The organism is Paenibacillus sp. 1781tsa1 (assembly GCF_024159265.1).
Lineage (GTDB): Bacteria > Bacillota > Bacilli > Paenibacillales > Paenibacillaceae > Paenibacillus.
The window spans coordinates 2,835,983-2,855,062 of record NZ_JAMYWY010000001.1 but is presented as its reverse complement, the minus strand read 5'-3'; the positions used below and the strand labels follow the sequence as shown (position 1 = coordinate 2,855,062).

At 44.6% G+C, this 19,080-nt stretch carries 17 protein-coding genes; 4 read left to right on the top strand and 13 right to left on the bottom strand.

Going from position 1 to position 19,080, the window contains the following annotated elements; genetic code table 11:
* Nucleotides 1-22 precede the first annotated feature (22 nt).
* From NKT06_RS12900 to NKT06_RS12865, 8 genes are all read right to left on the bottom strand, one after another.
* A complete protein-coding gene (locus NKT06_RS12900) occupies nt 23-925 on the bottom strand; it encodes an ABC transporter permease (protein ID WP_062834078.1) in 903 nt (300 codons plus the stop codon).
* A gap of 111 nt (nt 926-1,036) precedes the next feature.
* The gene (locus NKT06_RS12895; RefSeq protein ID WP_253434620.1) at nt 1,037-2,638 is read right to left on the bottom strand and encodes an extracellular solute-binding protein; all 1,602 of its coding nucleotides are present in this window, start codon (nt 2,636-2,638) and stop codon (nt 1,037-1,039) included.
* Between the two features lie 396 nt (nt 2,639-3,034).
* Nucleotides 3,035-3,406 (bottom strand): hypothetical protein, encoded by a 372-nt coding sequence (locus NKT06_RS12890; RefSeq protein WP_253434617.1) that lies wholly within the window; start codon nt 3,404-3,406, stop codon nt 3,035-3,037.
* Between the two features lie 237 nt (nt 3,407-3,643).
* A complete protein-coding gene (locus NKT06_RS12885; protein WP_253434613.1) occupies nt 3,644-5,887 on the bottom strand; it encodes a helix-turn-helix domain-containing protein in 2,244 nt (747 codons plus the stop codon).
* Between the two features lie 21 nt (nt 5,888-5,908).
* Nucleotides 5,909-7,132 carry an MFS transporter gene (locus tag NKT06_RS12880; protein ID WP_253434611.1) on the bottom strand — a complete coding sequence of 408 codons (1,224 nt, stop codon included), beginning with the start codon at nt 7,130-7,132 and terminating at the stop codon, nt 5,909-5,911.
* 43 nt (nt 7,133-7,175) lie between these two features.
* Nucleotides 7,176-8,234: an ROK family protein gene (locus tag NKT06_RS12875; protein ID WP_253434609.1), complete on the bottom strand. Its 1,059-nt coding sequence runs from the start codon at nt 8,232-8,234 to the stop codon at nt 7,176-7,178.
* A 36-nt stretch (nt 8,235-8,270) separates the two neighbouring features.
* Nucleotides 8,271-9,497: an ROK family transcriptional regulator gene (locus tag NKT06_RS12870; protein WP_253434606.1), complete on the bottom strand. Its 1,227-nt coding sequence runs from the start codon at nt 9,495-9,497 to the stop codon at nt 8,271-8,273.
* A gap of 531 nt (nt 9,498-10,028) precedes the next feature.
* Nucleotides 10,029-10,868, bottom strand: a complete 840-nt coding sequence (locus NKT06_RS12865) for a YitT family protein (RefSeq protein ID WP_253434604.1) — start codon at nt 10,866-10,868, stop codon at nt 10,029-10,031.
* A 374-nt stretch (nt 10,869-11,242) separates the two neighbouring features.
* Between NKT06_RS12865 and desA the strand changes: the two genes are divergently transcribed.
* The 3 genes from desA (at nt 11,243) to NKT06_RS12850 (ending at nt 14,122) form a co-directional block, all read left to right on the top strand.
* Nucleotides 11,243-12,301, top strand: coding sequence for a Delta(5) desaturase DesA (gene desA, locus NKT06_RS12860; protein WP_253434602.1), 1,059 nt, complete (start codon nt 11,243-11,245; stop codon nt 12,299-12,301).
* 76 nt (nt 12,302-12,377) lie between these two features.
* On the top strand, nt 12,378-13,526 hold the full coding sequence (locus NKT06_RS12855; protein WP_253442520.1) for a histidine kinase: 1,149 nt from the start codon (nt 12,378-12,380) through the stop codon (nt 13,524-13,526).
* Nucleotides 13,523-14,122, top strand: coding sequence for a response regulator transcription factor (locus tag NKT06_RS12850; protein ID WP_253434599.1), 600 nt, complete (start codon nt 13,523-13,525; stop codon nt 14,120-14,122). Before NKT06_RS12855 ends, NKT06_RS12850 begins: the two co-directional genes overlap by 4 nt.
* Nucleotides 14,123-14,298: 176 nt before the next feature.
* Here the strand turns inward: NKT06_RS12850 and NKT06_RS12845 are convergent, their stop codons facing one another.
* From NKT06_RS12845 to NKT06_RS12835, 3 genes are all read right to left on the bottom strand, one after another.
* Nucleotides 14,299-15,210, bottom strand: a complete 912-nt coding sequence (locus NKT06_RS12845; protein ID WP_253434596.1) for a hypothetical protein — start codon at nt 15,208-15,210, stop codon at nt 14,299-14,301.
* 79 nt (nt 15,211-15,289) lie between these two features.
* Nucleotides 15,290-16,033 (bottom strand): polysaccharide deacetylase family protein, encoded by a 744-nt coding sequence (locus NKT06_RS12840; protein ID WP_253434593.1) that lies wholly within the window; start codon nt 16,031-16,033, stop codon nt 15,290-15,292.
* A 474-nt stretch (nt 16,034-16,507) separates the two neighbouring features.
* Complete coding sequence (locus tag NKT06_RS12835; RefSeq protein WP_253434589.1) at nt 16,508-17,011, bottom strand: ferritin; 504 nt, start codon at nt 17,009-17,011, stop codon at nt 16,508-16,510.
* Between the two features lie 172 nt (nt 17,012-17,183).
* Between NKT06_RS12835 and NKT06_RS12830 the strand changes: the two genes are divergently transcribed.
* Nucleotides 17,184-18,443, top strand: coding sequence for an amino acid permease (locus tag NKT06_RS12830; protein WP_253434586.1), 1,260 nt, complete (start codon nt 17,184-17,186; stop codon nt 18,441-18,443).
* Between the two features lie 59 nt (nt 18,444-18,502).
* On the opposite strand, the gene NKT06_RS12825 is transcribed toward NKT06_RS12830, so the two are convergent.
* Both NKT06_RS12825 and NKT06_RS12820 read right to left on the bottom strand, forming a co-directional pair.
* The gene (locus tag NKT06_RS12825; protein WP_017688846.1) at nt 18,503-18,622 is read right to left on the bottom strand and encodes a hypothetical protein; all 120 of its coding nucleotides are present in this window, start codon (nt 18,620-18,622) and stop codon (nt 18,503-18,505) included.
* A 100-nt stretch (nt 18,623-18,722) separates the two neighbouring features.
* On the bottom strand, nt 18,723-18,980 hold the full coding sequence (locus NKT06_RS12820; protein WP_036608707.1) for a YolD-like family protein: 258 nt from the start codon (nt 18,978-18,980) through the stop codon (nt 18,723-18,725).
* Nucleotides 18,981-19,080 lie beyond the last annotated feature (100 nt).

Sequence of the window (19,080 nt, the reverse complement as noted above, 5' to 3'; positions counted from 1 at the left end):
GATCATATGTGAATCAAATCCACTACATAATGCTCTCATCGGTCAATTTCTTGGACGTATAGTTTGCTCCGAGTATGAAGACAAGTCCAACTAAGGCCTGGAACAAACCTACTGCTGTTGCGAGCGTGACCTGACCAGATTGTAAACCGACACGATAGACAAACGTGCTGAGCACATCCGAGTATTCACGTACAGCCACATTTCCGATAATAAACGGTCGGTCGAACCCGATGGAGATCATGTTGCCAACATTGATGATCAATAAGGTAACAATCGTCGTTTTGATGCCTGGCAAGGAAATGTGCCAGATTCTGCGCAGCCGACTTGCTCCATCTACTTCTGCCGCTTCGTACAGTTCCCGGTTAATGCCTGTCAGGGATGCCAGATACAGAATCGTACCCCAGCCTGCACTCTGCCACACGCCTACCGCAAGATACGTGAAGAGCCAATAGTTTTTGTCTGAGAGGAATGGCAATGGATCAAATCCCATGCTCATCAAGATATTGTTGATGAAACCGGACTGCGTACCGAATACTTGAAGTACGATCCCTCCAATAATAACCCACGAGATAAAGTGTGGAATGTAGAGCAACGTCTGTGCCAGCTTTTTGAACCAGGCCTTCTTCAGCTCGAATAATAAGATGGCCAGTATAAGCGGCGCCGGGAAAGAAACCAATAAATCCAGCATGTTTAGTACTAACGTGTTGCGTAATGCAGTGTAGAACCCCTGATTTTGAAATACTTCTCTGAATGCATCCAAGCCAATCCACTCACTACCAGAGATCCCTTGAAAGAAGTTAAAATCCTTGAACGCAATCTGCACGCCATACATTGGCCCATACTTGAAAATAATGAAGTAGATCATGGGCAGTAGGAGCAACGCATATAGTTGCCAGTTTCTGCGGAAATAGATGCTTGTTTTCATAAACCTTCCCCCCATGTCATTCAGGATTCTTCATTACGGCGATGTTGCTATCGCCGTAATGAAATCCCTGTTCTTTGTTGTCATACACATTAGATGTATTCTCTACTCTACTTATTTCATCGCTTTGTAAGCTTCTGTACGTTCATCCAGGATTGCTTGACCACCGCTCGCCATGTAATCCTTCATCATGCTGTCATACGTAGCTTCAAAATCAGCTGGTTTGGAAATGGTTGTTTTCACGAAGAACTCCATGAACTTGTCTTTCAGGCCGTTACCGTAGCGCGCTTCTGCATCAATCGGTTTGGAGAAGCGTACTGGTTGAATGGTATCCGTGTTCGAGATTACTACCGACTTGCGCATGTCATCCCGATACTTCGACTCTACCTGTACGACATAAGCCTCTTCATTTTTCTTGTCATCCCCAACATATTTACCATTGACGATAATGGCAATGTCACCGGAATTATAGATACGACCTGCGATTTCAGGAGAAGCATCATCTTTGATCAGTGGTACACCATCCACAAGTTCATAGTTCTCATTTTCAACACCGAATTGCAGGTCGAACAAGTTGTTGCCTGAAGCCATCCAATCCAGGTACTTCATCGCTGCTTCCGCATTTTTGCTTGATTTTGGAATCATGACATACATTGCATTGGGTGCATATGCCGGTTTGGCGAATTTGCCTTCGGAGTTTTTGAATGCATCAATCGGTGTGATCACTGCACCAGGTTGATTGGTTTGCAGGTTTTTGTACGTACCGGAGATGTAAATCTCCCCTGCATCCTCTGTGTAGAATCCAACTTTGCCGTTAGATACATCTTCCCACAGCTTTTTCTTGTCTTTATCTAGTCCAAAGTCCTTGCTCATTAATCCTTCATTATAAAGTGTGTTCATATATTTCAGGGCGTCTTTGAAACCAGGCAACAACGTTGGATAGTCATTGGAACCCAGTTGTTGTGTTAACGTATATTTTTGTTCTTCCGTCAGTGGTTCAATGAATGACCAGATGAGTGGTTCATATTGAGCCGAGGCAATCGACATCCCCATTGGGATAAGTCCTGTGCCCACCTTACCTGGATCTTTTTCCTTAAAGGCCTTCAGTGTTGTATGCAACTCCTCAGCTGTCTGAGGTGAAGGCAGTCCGAGTGCATCCAGCCAGTCCTGACGAACATAGGATGCGTACTTGCCAAGTACAAGACGTTTACCTGGAACCGCAAACTGTTGACCATCGTATTGACCGTAAGCCAGCGTTTCATCTCCCAGGAACTTCTTCAGGTTAGGACCGCTTTGATTGATCAGATCCGTAAGTTCAGTCAGACCTCCTTGCTCTGCATATCGGTTGAATGTTCCCGAGTCGTAGGTAAATACGATATCAGGTACTTCAGATCCACTCGCCATCAGGACGTTAAGTTTCTGTACTTCCTCCGAACGTGGTACCGGAACAAACTGAACATCAATGTTGTTTGGATCACCGAACTTCTCTTGTATGAAGCGAGTTAGATAACTGTCCGAAATGGTGTAGCCCGCCGGAGTATTTCCGCGGTCGAAGATTTCTACTTTCAAAGTCGTTTTTTCCCCCGAACCCGACTCTCCAGATGAAGATGTTGATTCGCTTCCTGACGAACATGCAGATAATAATAGAGTGAATGCTGTTACCACTGCGAGGATTGAACTTGCCTTGCCTGCCTTACGTCTTTGAAATAATCTCATTTGACCTTTCCCCTTTCGCACACACTCTGATATGGATTCACATGATTGCCACTCCACTTGGTTCCATGCATTTCGTTGCACCTGTGAATGTCACTAATCATTACATACGATCTGATGATTAGACAATAAACTATTTTCAAAATGTAAAATTCACGTTTTTTACGTTGAATCCCGCGAAATATAAACATATTTCCTGACAATATACAATTTTCACGCCATTAATGTTAACTATAATAACACAATATGTTGTGTTACGTTGAATTCTCATACGCAATCTGGCATCGCCCAGCTTGCAATAATCCTTTTTCCATTGAATCTCTCTTCAAAAGAAAGAAAAAGAGACCACATTTTATGTGATCTCCTTGTTTAGCAACACTTGTAGAACGATTGAACTCACTAATTCCTCGGCGGAAGATTAAACTTCACTTGACCAAACAACGTATCGATGGCATTTCCCGCAAATTGATCGATAACATGTTCGTTGCTCGTGTCCGTATGTTCCAAAATCAATACATTATACTTCTCATCATAATGCATTCCGCCCAAAATAAATCGTACAGGAATGTTCTGAGCCGCCCCTGCCTTCGAAATGGCCTGAATAAGTTCGGATTCATGCCTTTGTTGACTTGTCGTGTAGGTACCATCAGGTATAGTTATCGTATATGACGAGTCATCTACATTAAATGTGAATGTGTTGTTGCTTGCTGTGATGGTAACCCGCCTATTGATATCTACCGATCCCCACACTTGCTGTCCGTATGTGTACATCTTCTTCAACTCCTGCCCTATTAATCTATGGATGGTCATAATGGTAGTATAGGACATTCGTAAAATTCCTTAACGCACTAGCTTAATGGGCCTAAGATGTTGTATTCTACGTCCAAAAAATCCCCTGCAAAGGACGATAAGGTACGGACCTCATTCCCTCATACAGGAGATTTCACAGATATCTCTAAGATTATTGGATTTCACCCGCTAACGGGTGTTCTAACACGACCAATATCATTATTGATCCCCTTGTTTTCCACTCTGCTTGCGGTAGTCCCCTGGTGTCACGCCCATAATCCGTTTAAATACTCTGCCGAAGGAGATGGAATTGGCATAACCCACTTGCAGAGCAATATCCTGAACAGCCATATCGGATGCAGACAACAAACGGCAGGCCTTTTCGACCCTCAGTTTCACCAGAAAATCAACAAACTTCATCTCAAACTCTTCCTTGAACAAATAACTCGCATATTTACCCGAGATCTGGAACCGATCACTGAGATGTTTTAGCGACAGATCCGGATCATCAAAATGCTCTTCAATATATATCCGCAGCTCGTTGATCATCGCGCGATGACTTTTCGTTTCATTTACAGATACATAATTGCGATAAACCTCTTTCAGCCACTCCTGCAAAATCTCTTGAATCCCCTCCAGTGTCTCCACCTGCTGGATATCACTGCGAAGACGAGTCAGGATTTCCTCGGCAAATTGGCTCTGTAACCGCTCAGACAGCTCCCCGAATTCACGGGACAACATCTGGATTAATGCCTGCAGCAACATACGAATATCGTTATCTGTAATCTGATCTTCGCTGAACGCAACAAACATCTGATCCAGCTGTGTCCGCCAACCATCACCCGTAAGCCTGAATTCACGGACAAAGTCCGCGAGCATCTGCAAATACTTGTACGATTGCAGCTCAATACGATCCGGCAGTTGCTCACTGAGAACGATCGCATCTTTACCAAGGGTAAGTCTATGCTGCAAACCCGCATCTGCACTCGCATAGGAACGAGTAATCTCCTCCCAGCCCGATACGGTTCGTCCAATCCCGAACGTAAACCGGAGGCGGAAGTTTTCCGCAATCCACATATGCATCTGCTTAGCCAGATCCATAAGCAATTCACGGTCCAATCCTTCCTGCTCATCCGATGCAATCACCACAATAAGCCTTCGGTTCCCAAACCATTCAGCCCAACCGCCGAATTGGGTCTCGTTCTGCACAAGTTCTTCCACCACGTTCATGAGTGCTATCTTCAGAATATTCTGATTGGTCGAGAGATCGTCACCATTCATCTCCGCAATGAGGACAGCAACACTCTTCGGTTCCATGAATCGTTCCTCCAGCGGTTGTAAATGGCGAAGTCGCTGACGGAACGAATCCATTCGCTCCCCCTCCATCAGATCAACAAGTAACTGCCTGCGATGAATCAGCAGGTTTTCATGATGCTGTTTCTCATAGTCAACCGTTTGAGCTATCAGATGTTCGAGCGCTCGGTCGATGAGAGCCAGTTCATCCTTAACGGATGGAGCTGCTTCATCCTCCTCGGCACGTGGCTGTAACGCCTGAATTCGATTCATGATGAGCTGGATGGGCCGCGTATTTCTGCGGGTAATGTAGATCAGTCCCGCCACCGCACCAACAATCGTTAACAGTCCAATGCCGATCCACACATAAGAGACAAGTGATACCCATGAATACAGTTGTCCGGATTGAATGCCACTCTCGAAGACCAGACCAAGCTTGTCCGCAGACACATGATTAAGGATTTCACCTGCTGAAGGGTCCATTTGATGCGCTGTATAGATCAGATTGTCGCTCTTGTCCCGAACCTGAAGAACAGATAACTTTTCATTCGTCATGTTATCAATCTGCCGTTCTACTGCATACATGCGGATCGTAATGACGAGCAGACCTTCTCCGCCCCACGGTAAAGGAAGCCACTTATTCATGCTAATCACCTGTGAAGGTACGTCAAAGGAACGTTCCTTGTATTCACGTGGCAGGTTCCAACCGAGGTTCTCCCGATCTTTCAAGGCTTGTTCAATATAAGCACGATCTTCGAAATCTTCCAAGCGCATCATGCCTCTCGGCGTGAGGATCTGGGAATCTGACATGCGATAGAGATAAATGGATTGAATCATATCCTGTTGATCCAGCATACGTCCCAGCCCGCTTGCCGCATCATAGATGAACTGACTCGATAATTGTCCCTGTCCGGCCTCCAAAAAACGACTGTATGTCTTGTTCGCACCAATGTCTTCAAGCAACCGGAGTTCAATGTCGCTTAGCGAGCGTTCCAGTGTATCCACGATATAGCGGGTGGAGATCATGTCGGCTTTTTGCGTTTCGTTACGTGAGAGTTCGTTGACAATCAGGAAGGAGAGAAAGATCAGAATGGAAATCGTAAGCAGAAAAATAGGAAAATAGGAATACATCAACTGGTTGTGCCAATTCCGCTTCAGATTTACTTTCATAGGCTCCAACTCCTTCCATCTCTATTCTAATGAGTATGATCTTCTTTGTTCTTTGGCCTGCCTGCTGACGATATACAGAATCACCGATCCTAGAGCCGCACTGATCGTGCAAGCCAGATACATCAGTGATGGACCGCCGGAATCGAGTAAATATCCGTTAAGCATATTACCAACAATTCCGCCCAGGCCGGCAAACACCATGTTAAATAAACTTTGTCCAGTGGCCTGCATTTCCCGCCCCGTAACCGAAGCCACATACTCCACTGCTGCGATATAGAAGAATCCGAAGGACAACCCGTGCAGCACCTGAACGCCAATCATCACCTCAGGCGTTGGCCATAGCCATTGTATTCCCCAACGTAACATATACGCACCGGCCGCAAGCAACATCGTCCGTTCATGTCCCCATTTTCGGAGTACGAATGCCGCTGCCAACATGGATGGAACATTGGTGATCGATGCAAGCAACAGCGCTGTACCTGTCATCTTCACAGAACCGCCAGCCATCTGAAATGAAATAACAAAAAAGGAGTTAAACGCAGTGAGCGTTTGGTTAACCAGGAAACAACCTGTTAGAAATAGAAGGAATGTCCGATTTCGGAGCAATCTTGCCAAACCTACGGAGAAGGTTACCGAGGACGAGGATATGCTCGTCTGCCGGGGGAGTGTGCTTGCCAGTATGGCGCTCAGAACGTTAAACATCAGAAATGGCAGCCATAACATGTGAATGGAAAACTGAGAGAGATACATCCCTGCTGCAAATCCACCAACTCCCGTTCCTATGCTCCCGAAGAGTCGGATCATGCCATATGAGGTGTTGGCTGCTCTCGCTGCGGTAACCGCATAGGAGTCAGCCACAGGTATTTGAGTCACTTGAAATATAGTGCATAAAGTATAAATCAATATTAATATAATGTACACTTGAATATTGTAGAAGTACGCTAACGATGCAGGAACAAGCAGGCTTATTATCAGTACGAACCGTGTCTTTTTAAATTTATCTACCAGAATTCCCCATATAGGTTGAAGAATAATAGATACAAGTGTGCCAAACGCCATGATAAATCCGGTTTCTTTACTGGAAAAACCTTGTGCAACCAAAATGGGGTTAATGTACGGGTTAAACATTCCCCCGGCAAGCCCCATAAACAGATACAGGCCCTGCAATTTGATTAAAACACGTTTTGCATCATTGAAATCGGCTTTTGTTTTCTCTGTGTAAGCCTTCATATGTCTGCTTCTCATCCGGATCTCCATCCTTTAATTCTATAGTAGCTTCACCTATTCTCTATTGATATGTGCGCGCTAGACTCGACCTGATTGCAGCCAATGCCCCGATTGCTCCTGCTCTATTCCCAAGTTCAGCTACAGCTAAACGTGCAGGTAGAACGGTATAACGTTCGAGGCGTGTACGCACTTCATTTAAGTAATAGGATGGGTTGGATGCTGCCACGCCGCCACCGATTACAATCATGGAAGGATTCAGTAAAGCCGTAATATTCGCCAGACCTCTAGCCATATAACGCATAGGCAGTTCCAGAATCTCAAGTGCGGCAACATCACCAGATTCGGCTGCCTTGAATACATGTCTGGCTTCAATCTGCTCCACTTCCCCTCCTGCCAGACTCATGACCAGAGATAAGACACTTCCCTTTCCATCCTTAAAATAACGTCTTGCTTGTTCGGTAATTCCCGTACCTGAAGTCGCTTGCTCAAATACGCCAAAGGAATCCGCATCTGCAACGTAACCCTTATGAAGTCCTTCATCTCCTGCAATGAAATGTCCAATCTCACCTGCTGCTCCATTTTGTCCGCTGTAGAGCTGTCCATTCAGGATAAGAGCAGCTCCAATGCCTGTTCCAACCGTGACCATCACACAGTGTTGATGTCCCTGCGCCGCACCTTGATCATATTCTCCCATTGCGGCCAGATTCACATCATTATCCAACATGATATTCCCGCTATAATACTTCGCAATCACAGGACGAATATCATGCTCAGCCCACTGAAAAGCTGGAGCACTTCGCAATATCCCTTCCTCCTGCAGAATCACACCAGGGAATCCCAAGCCTGCACCAGAAAGTTGATCCAGACTGCATCCAACTTCGCGACAGAACGTGTCCAGTTCAGCGAATAACCATCGGAAGAACTCATCCGGCTGATCACTGACACGCGTAGGCAAGATACGTTCATGAACTTTGCTTCCAGCCTGTCGTGATGATAAAAGCATCAATGTTTTGGTGCCTCCAATGTCAACACCTGCTATCCAACCGGATAGATCACCTCCAACCGTATCATCCTGATTAGACGGATACTCATTACTTACGTTTTTCACGGATTCTGTCATCCCGTTTCCCTCCTCAGATATTGTATATCCAATCTCTTATTCCAGCGCTTCCTGCTGAAGGTTCAGCATCGTTTGTTGTATGGCTACCTGCACCGCGCCAGTGACAACAGCCTGCTCACCAAGCTTGGAGCAGATTAACTGTGGTTGCACCGGGAATTGCTCAGATATGATCTGCCTCAGTAAAGGCAATAACACATCGCCATTTCCTCCTACGCCTCCGCCAAGCACAATGAGATCTGGAGCAAGCACAACGCTAACTTGACGCAGAGCTGAAGCAATCATCTGGCTGTATTGTTGTAAAATATCTAAGGCAATTACTTCTCCATTGCGTGCGGCTTCAAATAACTTCTCGGGAGTCAGGTGCCTGTGAAGATCATCTGCAACTACGTCTACATTAAAATCCGCACCTGAATCAGCAACTGCCAATAGTTCATCATGCGGATTAAGGTGACGTTTTGCCAACTGCATCAGACCATCGGCTGATAACACTTCCTCCAGACGACGGCCATCCTCCATCAGCATCTCTGCGATCTCTCCGGTTAACCCACCAAGACCTCGCAGCAGTTGGCCATGTACCATGATGCCAGCGCCCGTCCCTGTACCGATGGAGAAAAAAACAAACAAGTTATAACCTGCTGCTGCACCACTCCGATACTCCCCAAGCGCCGCAAGATTCACATCATTTTCCAGAATCACTTCACAAGGAAAAGCTCCTGACAACGACTCTAGAGAGAATGCTTGTTCCAGACCGGCTAACGGGTCCACAATACGATGGATACGTCCTGAATCAGGCAAGACTACACCCGGTATGCCGAACCCGATGCACTGAATCTGATCCCAGTTCAGATGATTCTCATCAAGCAATTCGTTCATATGGCTTCGAAGAAGCTCCAGTATCGTTGCTTCTGCTTGCTCATGAGCTTCTTGGACTACCATGGGATGTGTTCGATAGGCGATGATCTCTCCATTCAGATCAGATAATGCGATCCGAATACGTGTTGCGCCGATATCTATACCACAGACATAATAAGCCGTTTCATTGAAACGGATGAGAGTTGCTTTGCGACCCTGAGCATTGTCAGCTCTCCCCATTTCCCTTACCAGATTACGGTCAATCAGATGTTCAACCGCCAACGAAACCGTTGGTTTACTAAGTCCGGTCTGACGGCTGATATCCGCTCTCGACATGGTTCCCTGAGTTATGAGGGCATCCATAATGAGATTTTCATTCAGATTGCGCATATATTGCGGTGTGCCAGCCATGTTATCGCCTCCCTTTATAGTTAGTTAAGTTTATTAACAAATTAATTAAATTCAATATATCATCGTGCCTGATAGGTGTACAGCTTTTTATCATTGCACTCTTTTACTAGAAAGAACCACGCCTTCACCCTAACACAAAAGCCTAATAAAGGAATTATTATACAATAATAGACGTTTATATATTTCCGTTACAATATCCTGTTCATATAATACCTTATCACAATCAGGGAGGGTTCAATATGTACAGAAAGCATAAATGTCATCATCCAAAACCAAAGTGTTTTTACAAAAAAATCACGAAAACTTGTGTTACTAAAATTAAATATGTCCCTACAAAGTGTAAAAAACACTGTTGTGTCACTGTTGAATATTGTCCAGTCAAAAAAAGAAAACATTATTAATATTGTTTGCCCTTCTCTATAGAGAAGGGTTCTTTCTTTTTGAACTAGATTAATACCCGATACCATTAACCTATCAAAAAAGTTGCGGTGAACGATCACCGCAACTCCTTTCTTCCTTATATACATATCATCAAGTTTTGGAGAGTTCAATAAATCCTTCCCCGAATACATCACGCACATCATGAATCGTGATAAAAGCAATCTCGTCTTCCGCTCGTACAATCTTCTTCAGCATGGAAACTTCCTGCTTGCTAATGACAATGTATAGGATCTCTTTCTTATTTTTTGTGTAATACCCATGACCGGATAACACGGTAACACCACGGTCCATCTTCTCAATCACTTGCTTCGCAATCTCATCCTGTTTGGAAGAGATAATCATAACCGCCTTTTTTGGATTGAGTCCTTCAATAATGAACTCCATCGTTTTGGTACCCACGAACAGCAAGACAATCGTACACATCAGACCTTGCGGCCCTATAATGAAGAAAGATGAGAATGCCACAATCAAATCAAAGAATAATAATCCATAACTGATGTTCCAATCCAGATATTTATTGGCAAGCCGTGCCAGGATAACGGTTCCGGCTGTTGTTCCCCCTACTCTAACAATCAATCCGATCCCAAGACCGGCAAACAATCCACCAAATATCGTATTAATCCACAGCTCATGCGAGTCAATTGTCCAGCTCTCTGTCAGATGCAGGAACAATGAGTTGAACACAACCGCAATAATTGTATACACCGTAGTCGTTTTATCTAGAAACCGGTATCCCACAATTAACAAAATACCGTTCAGGATCAGGTTCATCAGTCCTGGTGACCATTCAAACAGGTAATACAAAATAATCGTTATACCCGTTACCCCGCCTTCAGCCAAATCGTTCGGGATGACGAACAGGTTCACCGCCAGCGCAAACAGAAATGCACCTGCCATAATAAATAGAATATCCGTCATTCGTTTCTTCATTAAGCATTCCATCCAATCCATCAGAAATCAACCTAATCGACCCGTCTCATAAGTTGTCATAATCACTCAAAGATAGATTTTACCATGCTCACAACAAAATTTGTATACATAATACAAATTGTTGCGTAATTTGTGCAAAGGAATTTGTAAAATGTTCTCTTTTGTCTTCTACCAAGCCTTTCAGCATCATGCACCCATGACAAATGTCATGGTCCATCATTGATATTCATCATTACAGAGGGCTGACGTTTATGACTTACTGTCATGATCGGATTGTTTTACAATGATAAAAACGCTTCCTAGAGGAAAGTCTTACCGGGAAACGTCAAGTTGTAGCTGATACAGTTATAACGATTGAAGGAGGACACACGTCAATGAGTAGAAATAAAGAAATGGCGCTAAAAAAAGAAGTCACCCCTTACGAAAAAAATGATCTCAGATTAAGTATCCGTCAGTTAATCAATACATTGCTTCCGCTCTTCCTGCTATGGGCTGCGGCTTACTTTAGCTTATCGGTATCCTACTGGCTGACCTTCCCGATTGCCTTGGTGGCATCCGGATTTGTACTACGGACATTCATTATCTTCCATGACTGCTGTCATGGTTCATTCTTCAAGAGCAAACGTGCCAATGATATTCTTGGTACCATTACTGGTGTATTAACAGTGACACCCTATCAGCAGTGGAAAAACGAGCATTCTATCCATCACGCGACAAGCAGTAATCTTGACAAACGTGGTGTAGGTGATATCTGGGTTATGACGGTTGACGAATACAAAGCAGCTTCTCCTTGGGGACGCCTCTTCTATCGGATTTATCGTAACCCGTTCGTATTGTTTTGTATCGGACCCATCTACGTGTTTCTGTTGGCTTACCGTTTTAACCGCAAAGGTGCAAGACGTAAAGAACGCATCAATACACACCTGACTACAGTATTTATCGTAGCGCTCTATGCATTCATGTGCTGGTTGGTCGGATGGCAGGCTTTTGTAATGGTGCAGGCGCCTATCTTCTTCTTCTCCGGTTTCTTTGGGATCTGGCTGTTCTACGTGCAGCATCAGTTCGAAGAGACGTATTTTGAACATGAAGATGAATGGAGTTATGTAAAAGCAGCTGTCGAAGGTAGTTCTTATTACAAATTGCCAAAATTATTGCAATGGATCAGTGGGAATATCGGGTTTCACCATGTGCATCACTTGAGCCCGCGTGTACCTAACTATTTCTTGGAAGAAGCACATAACGCAACACCACCCTTGCAAAAAGCAACCACCATTACACTACGTTCCAGTCTGGTTGCTCTGCGCTTCCGTCTGTGGGATGAAGATTCTAAACAGTTCATTAGCTTTAGACAGCTTAAAAGTCTATCCCGCAAACCTTATGTTCAACCGACTATCCGTGTAACGAATCCAGCGGGTCTGACAGAGAAGCCTTAACTCTGTCGGATTCGTTTTCTTGTGTTCAAGCCATAGTCATGCTACGGTTGAGTACAAGTGCAAGGAGGAGAATCATATTCAGAAGTGGATGCAGATTTTTTATAAAAATACAGGGTTAAATCCTTATGTATGGCTCGTCTTTTTCATCCTGCCCTTCTATTACATTTCACAATATTCCAAATTATGGACGATGGTAACCGGCATTGTTATCATTCTCGTTTTCTTCGTCTGTTATCTGCTCGCCTTCATCACCAAGGGCTGGCAGGTATACATGTGGATTGGATTGCTCATTGCCATATCCATTACGATGACTATCGCCTATGATTATGCCTACTTTTCATTGTTTCTTGCTTTTTTTATTGGGAATATTAAAAATAAGGCTGGTTTCTTCACCCTCTACTCGGTGAACTTGGGAGCCAGTTTCCTAACCATTAATTATGGTTTTATCAATCAAAGTTCATTATTGGTGAGTCAGTTCCCGTTTGTATTCATCAGCTTAATGGCCTCCATCCTGCTTCCAATCAGTACGTATAACAAAAACAAGACTGAACAATTGGAAGGCCAATTGGAGAATGCAAACAAGCGACTCGATGATCTCGTAAAAATGGAAGAACGCCAGCGTATTGCTCGTGACCTGCACGATACACTTGGACAGAAACTCTCTCTGATCGGTCTGAAAACCGATTTGGCGAGACGACTGCTCCGCAGTAATCCCGATCAGGCTGAGATTGAATTGAACGACCTCAGACAAACGGCAAGCACAGCTCTAAAGGAAGTTCGGGAAATGGTCACCACCATGCGTGGTACTCAATTGGTCGATGAACTGTTCCGGGCGGAGCAGATTCTGAAGGCCGCTTCCATTGAATATATACTGGATGGCAATCCGAAGTTACAAGACACGTCACAATTGAATGAAAATGTGCTTGGCATGTGCTTGAAAGAAGCTGTTACTAATGTGGTCAAACATAGTCAGGCAACAGCATGTACCATCATTATTGAGGAATCACCCGCCAATAATATACTCACGGTACAAGACAACGGCGTCGGAATAGAACGATCACACAGACAGGAGCGGCGAGGAACAGGGATTTTGGGAATGAAAGAACGACTTGAATTTGTAAACGGCTGTCTGGATATTCGATCTGATACAGATATTCAGGGTACAGAGATTATTATTCATGTTCCCAAACTCGTCCGCAAACCGATAAAGGAGGAAGAATCATGATCAGAATTGTAATCGCGGAAGATCAGCGCATGATGCTCGGTGCCTTGTCTTCTCTCCTCAATCTGGAGGAAGATATGGAAGTCGTCGGACGTGCCAGCAACGGCCAGGAAGCCCTTGCCCTTGTCCAGGAGCTTACACCAGACATCTGTCTGATGGATATCGAAATGCCCGTGAAAAGCGGCCTCGAAGCCGCAGAAGAACTCAAAGGAATGAGCTGTAAGGTCATTATCCTGACCACTTTTGCCCGGACCGGATATTTCGAACGTGCCTTAAAAGGCGGTGTCCGTGGTTACCTGCTCAAGGACAGTCCAATTGAAGAACTTGCCGAGGCGATCCGCCAAGTTATGAATGGCAGACGCATCTTCGCTCCCGACTTGGTAGATGAAGCTTATGTAGAAGAAAATCCTCTGACAGAACGGGAGAATGCCGTACTCGGCCTCATGGCAGATGGGAAAAACACCAAGGAAATAGCCGGGCATCTGTTCATCACAACGGGCACGGTGCGTAACTACATCTCCATTATTCTCAACAAGTTAAATGCAAGTAATCGCATTGAGGCCATCACTCGTTCTAAGGAAAAAGGGTGGTTCAAATGAAAGTACCGCTTTAACCCATTGAAACATAAATAAGCATGTAATCCCGCTTTACATGCTTTCATAACATCTCTAAATAAAAAGGTTGGCCCAGGATTTTTTCTGGGCCAACCTTTTTATTTATATACCGCAACCATCCAACACTCATCTCTTCTACAGTTCAGATATCCATAAATTACTCAAGATTTCACAGATACAGCCATGCCAAGAGCTTCTAGTGGTACTTGATCGGTCTTAAGCTGATGAATTTTATTACCGTCCTGCCATGAGATCGTTACATGAACAGACTTTCCACCACTTGGATATTCAACCTTGATATACCCTTTATCTTTGGGTACAGGCAATGTGTGTGACTCCAGGTACTCCACCATTTTCTTCGCTATGCCCGGATTATTCATTCCATCTTCGGAAACGGAACGAATTTGCAGCGTCCATCTGCCTTCTTGCCAAGTCAGATATTGACTGCCTGCGGCACCTTCAGTCATGCCTTTAATACCATGTCCCAGGTCCACAGCCATATCTGCTGGAATATCTTTCAGGTCCGTCTCAGGGAAAATACTATCCTGATCAGGGTTCTTATAAGTCTTCACTTCATAGGAAGCCAGTACAGGTATCTTACTGCCAGATGCCGTTAAAGATTGATCATTAACAGCAACGGATTGAGTGGTGGCGTAGAAGTTCACTTTAAATGCATCAGCCGCATTGGACGGTATTGCTGCACCCAAATATGCGCCTTTGTCCAATGGGAATGAAGTCGGTAACGCTGCATTCTCCATCTTCAACTGGTTGCGAACTTGCTTGATCACATCATTCACACCTGATTGACCTGTGGCAGTATGGTTTCCGCCCGCCTGCGTTCCTGATGTTTCTACACTATTCACTGTTCCCGTGTTCTCGTTGGTTCCTGTTTCATTTTCATTAGAAAAATCAGCACCACCGCTGCCATTCTCGGTCTGTTCACCCACTGTTGTCGTTGGTGAAGAACTACTCTCTGATGATGAAGCATTCGAATCCGGTCCGCCACATCCTGCCAGAGCAAGTAAAACGGCTGTCGTTACCGGAATAGTTATCCATAATGATTGTTTCTTCATGATGTGTACCTCCTTCGTTTTAGCCAATCTATTATCAGGGTCTACTCTATCGTCTGATTGAATTGGAAAATTGAAAATATTAACGTTTGTCGTTCCAGAAGTTAACCGGCTGCACTTTCTTGCTTAATACTTCAAAACGATACCCTTCTGCCTTCAATGTTTTTAATACTTGCGGTAATACTTTTAGCGTCGCTTCCTGGTCGTGCATAAGCACAACTGGCGTTATCCCGCTCTTTTGCACATGGTGGATCTGCTTCATTACACTGTTATAGACTTTCTGATGATCTTTCTTGTATTTCCAGTCTTCCGAATCCACATTCCAATCCCATAGATGGAATCCACCCTGACCCAGCAGCACGTTACGGAATGCCGGTTTGAGATATGGTTTACTACCATATGGCGTCCGAACGAGACTTGTTTTAACTCCAGCAACCTTGTTCAGACTTACATTGGCCTGTTGCATCTCTTTCAATCCGCTATATGCGGATTTATAAAATTTGCTTGGAACGTGACTCACACCATGCAAACCCAATCCATGCCCGTCAGCTACAATTCGTTTGGTAGCCTTCTGAAATTTCTCCATCTGAGGACCCAGCATGAAAAACGTGGCCTTCGCATTATACTGATCCAGAATATCCAGTAACTGACCCGTATGAGCGGTGGGCCCATCATCAAAAGTCAGATATATGATTTTGGAATTTTCTTTGCTTGCACTATCCTTGGAAGTAGCGGATTTGGCAGATACCGACTGCGGCAATAATAGTGGAATGATTAGTAAAATAGCAAGTGTGACCATGATAGATTTGCGAATATGTAACATCATTAAAAAATCTCCCTTGTGTGTTTTATTTCCCCGGGTGTCCATGTTGTTCTACCTTCATCCCTTGGCGATTAATCCTAATACTATCAAAGGTAGTGACTCCTGTTCTCGCTTCAAAGGCTACGGTAGAGTTACACTTTTGTCAGATAAACCTAAAATTTAATACGAATTTGATAGATTTGAGCAAAATAAAGATCCCGTCAGGATAGATCAATTGTGACATATCCTTTATTACCCACATTCAGGATTTTGATAGACTTTTGCTCCAATTCAAGCAAATCAATACCATAATTAAATAGCTAAGCATGCAAAAAAAGCCTGCACAAGTGCAAGCTTTTTCGTCTTCAATCAGCATATGGCATCAACCCGTCATCCCTTGCAAGGAGACCTAACCCCTATTGCTTTGAGGGTGATTTCCTCATGCTGTATGTAAATGGTGTTATTTCGCTGGAATCTTATCGACTCCCAACTTATAAGTTATTCAGCTGGAGCAGTGAATGAACGTTTGCCAAACTCGGCATCCAGCATATAGAAAGCATTGCTGTCTTTTTCAATGCGGCGCAACTTCTGAATAATGTTGTCAAACAATGCTTCCTCTTCAACTTGCTCATCAATGAACCATTTCAGGAAATACATCGTCGCATGTTCACGTTCATTCAGAGCGATGTCAGCCAGATTATAGAATTTTTTCGTGTTTTGCTGTTCATGGGCATAACCATGCTCAAACACATCCAGCATCGAAGCATATTCATTCTTCGGTTCTGGCAAAGCCGCTAATGTAGCACGTTGTCCACGGTCATTCAGGAATTTGTATATTTTCATACCATGGAATCGCTCCTCTTCGGCTTGCACAATGAAGAAGTTCGCAAATCCATCCAGACTTTTGCTGGAACAATAGGCTGCCATAGCCAGATATACATGAGCGGAATAAAACTCGAAGTTCATCTGTTCATTTAAAGATGCTGTTAACTCTTGGCTCATTATCCAAACACCTCTTTCTTTCTCTAGGGATGGTTATATTCTAACATAACGCCAGCAGGACTTACACCGATTTTCTACAAAATTCGCCAATGACTGAATGGTTCTCCTCCTATATAATTACATAGTCATTATCAGAATAATTCCAATCTGGAAGGTAGGCTAATATAATAACATGAACACCTCTTCACAGCTCAAAAAAACAATCGGCATGCCGCAAGCCGTTGCGCTCTATGTAAGTGCAGTACTCGGTTCAGGTGTCCTGATTGTACCCGGACTGGCTGCTGAACTGGCAGGTCCAGCTTCGCTATTGGCTTGGGGCGGCATGGTCCTGCTAATTCTGCCACTCGCTTTATCCATGGGATTATTATCTGCTCGATATCCCGATGCAGGCGGTGTATCCCATTTCGTCACCCTTGCTTTCGGACAACGTGCCGGAACAATCATTGGCTGGTTCTTTTTGATGTCAGTACCCATAGGAGCTCCTGTCGCAGCTCTGACTGGTGCAGGATATATGACGGCTGCGTTGGGGCTAGGTGAACATATTAGAATTGCGATTGCTGCTATAATGCTGGCGATTGGATTGATCATTAATATCGTTGGTATGCAAGTTGCGGGTAAAGTACAGATAGGTGTCGTCATCGCTATTGTTGCTGTGCTTGTGATGGCCTTTGTACTGGCTCTTCCCAACATGGACTCCATCCATTATACTCCATTCATGCCTCATGGCTGGGTCAGTATCGGTCAAGCCGGGGCGATTCTGTTCTGGTGTTTTATTGGCTGGGAGGCGGTATCTCACTTGTCTGAAGAATTCACTGATCCTCGTAAAGCAGCCATTAAAGGTGTAACTATCGCTGCGATTATCGTAGGTGTGCTCTATTTCCTGACAGCTCTGGCTACCGTAGGCACGCAAAGTTATCTTCACGGCGGGGCAGATGTATCCCTCGTATGGATCATTAGCCAACCCCTCGGTATCTGGGGTGCCTGGATCGCTGGACTGACTGGCATATTTATCTGTACTGCAACCGTCATTGCCTATGCTGGGGCAGCTTCACGGGTTGGTTATGCACTCGCGAGACAAGGGGCTGCACCGCGTTGGATGGCTCATCTGTCCAATCGATTCCACACACCTGTAGCAGCAATCGGATTCCTGGGGATCTGCTTCATTCTGGTGCTAAGTGTCTATGCAAGCGGCATCGTTTCACTTACAACGCTGATTCAACTTCCCAATGCAACCTTTATCCTCACATATCTTGGGGGCTGTGCAGCAGGCATCCGGTTATTGAAAGGCAGTCGCACCGGCGTGATCATCAGCTGGATTTCCTTTGTAGCCACAGCGATCGTATTCCCTTTTGCCGGATGGGCGGTATTGTACCCGGTTCTTATTGTGATTCTCTATGGCTTGTTCAGCCGCAAACAACCATCCAAGATCTGAACGAACAAAAAAGCTCTGCCGTGATGGCAGAGCTTCTTTCATTCTTTGGAGATATGAAATTATACCAAGAACGCTTTGGAGATGATAACCAACAGGATGAACAGAACCAGAATGGCACCTACAGAAGTGAAACCTCCGTATCCGTAGCCTCTTGTTTCTCCACCTAATACTTCGCTCATTGACCGTACCTCCTCTGCAACAGGTATGGGATATCTTATGCAGGAAGTACGACTTTGACAGGGCGGATGCCCTTATTATTCAGATTGCTGTTTTTTTCGTTCAATACCGGGGAGATTGCACACGCATGATATCCAGAAAAGGCACCTTCGCCGTGAACTCTTCTTCGGTATACTCTACATGCACAAGTCGTGTACGGGAGTCCATTTTGACAATGACTCCTTGCACTTGGTCTTCTTTGCCCCATACGGTCAACAGTACTTCCGAACGTTCACGAAAGGCTTCAACCAGTTGATTTCCCAACTCTTCAAGTTCAAATTCATCCCGTGTAGGTCTTTTTGCTACTTTTGCTTTTGCCAATGTGGCTGCCTCCTCTACTCCGACGTCCCGATTCCACGGGTTGATTGCCGAGTTCGTATTCAATTAGTATACCATTCATTTGCGTTCGTGTAATGTCATG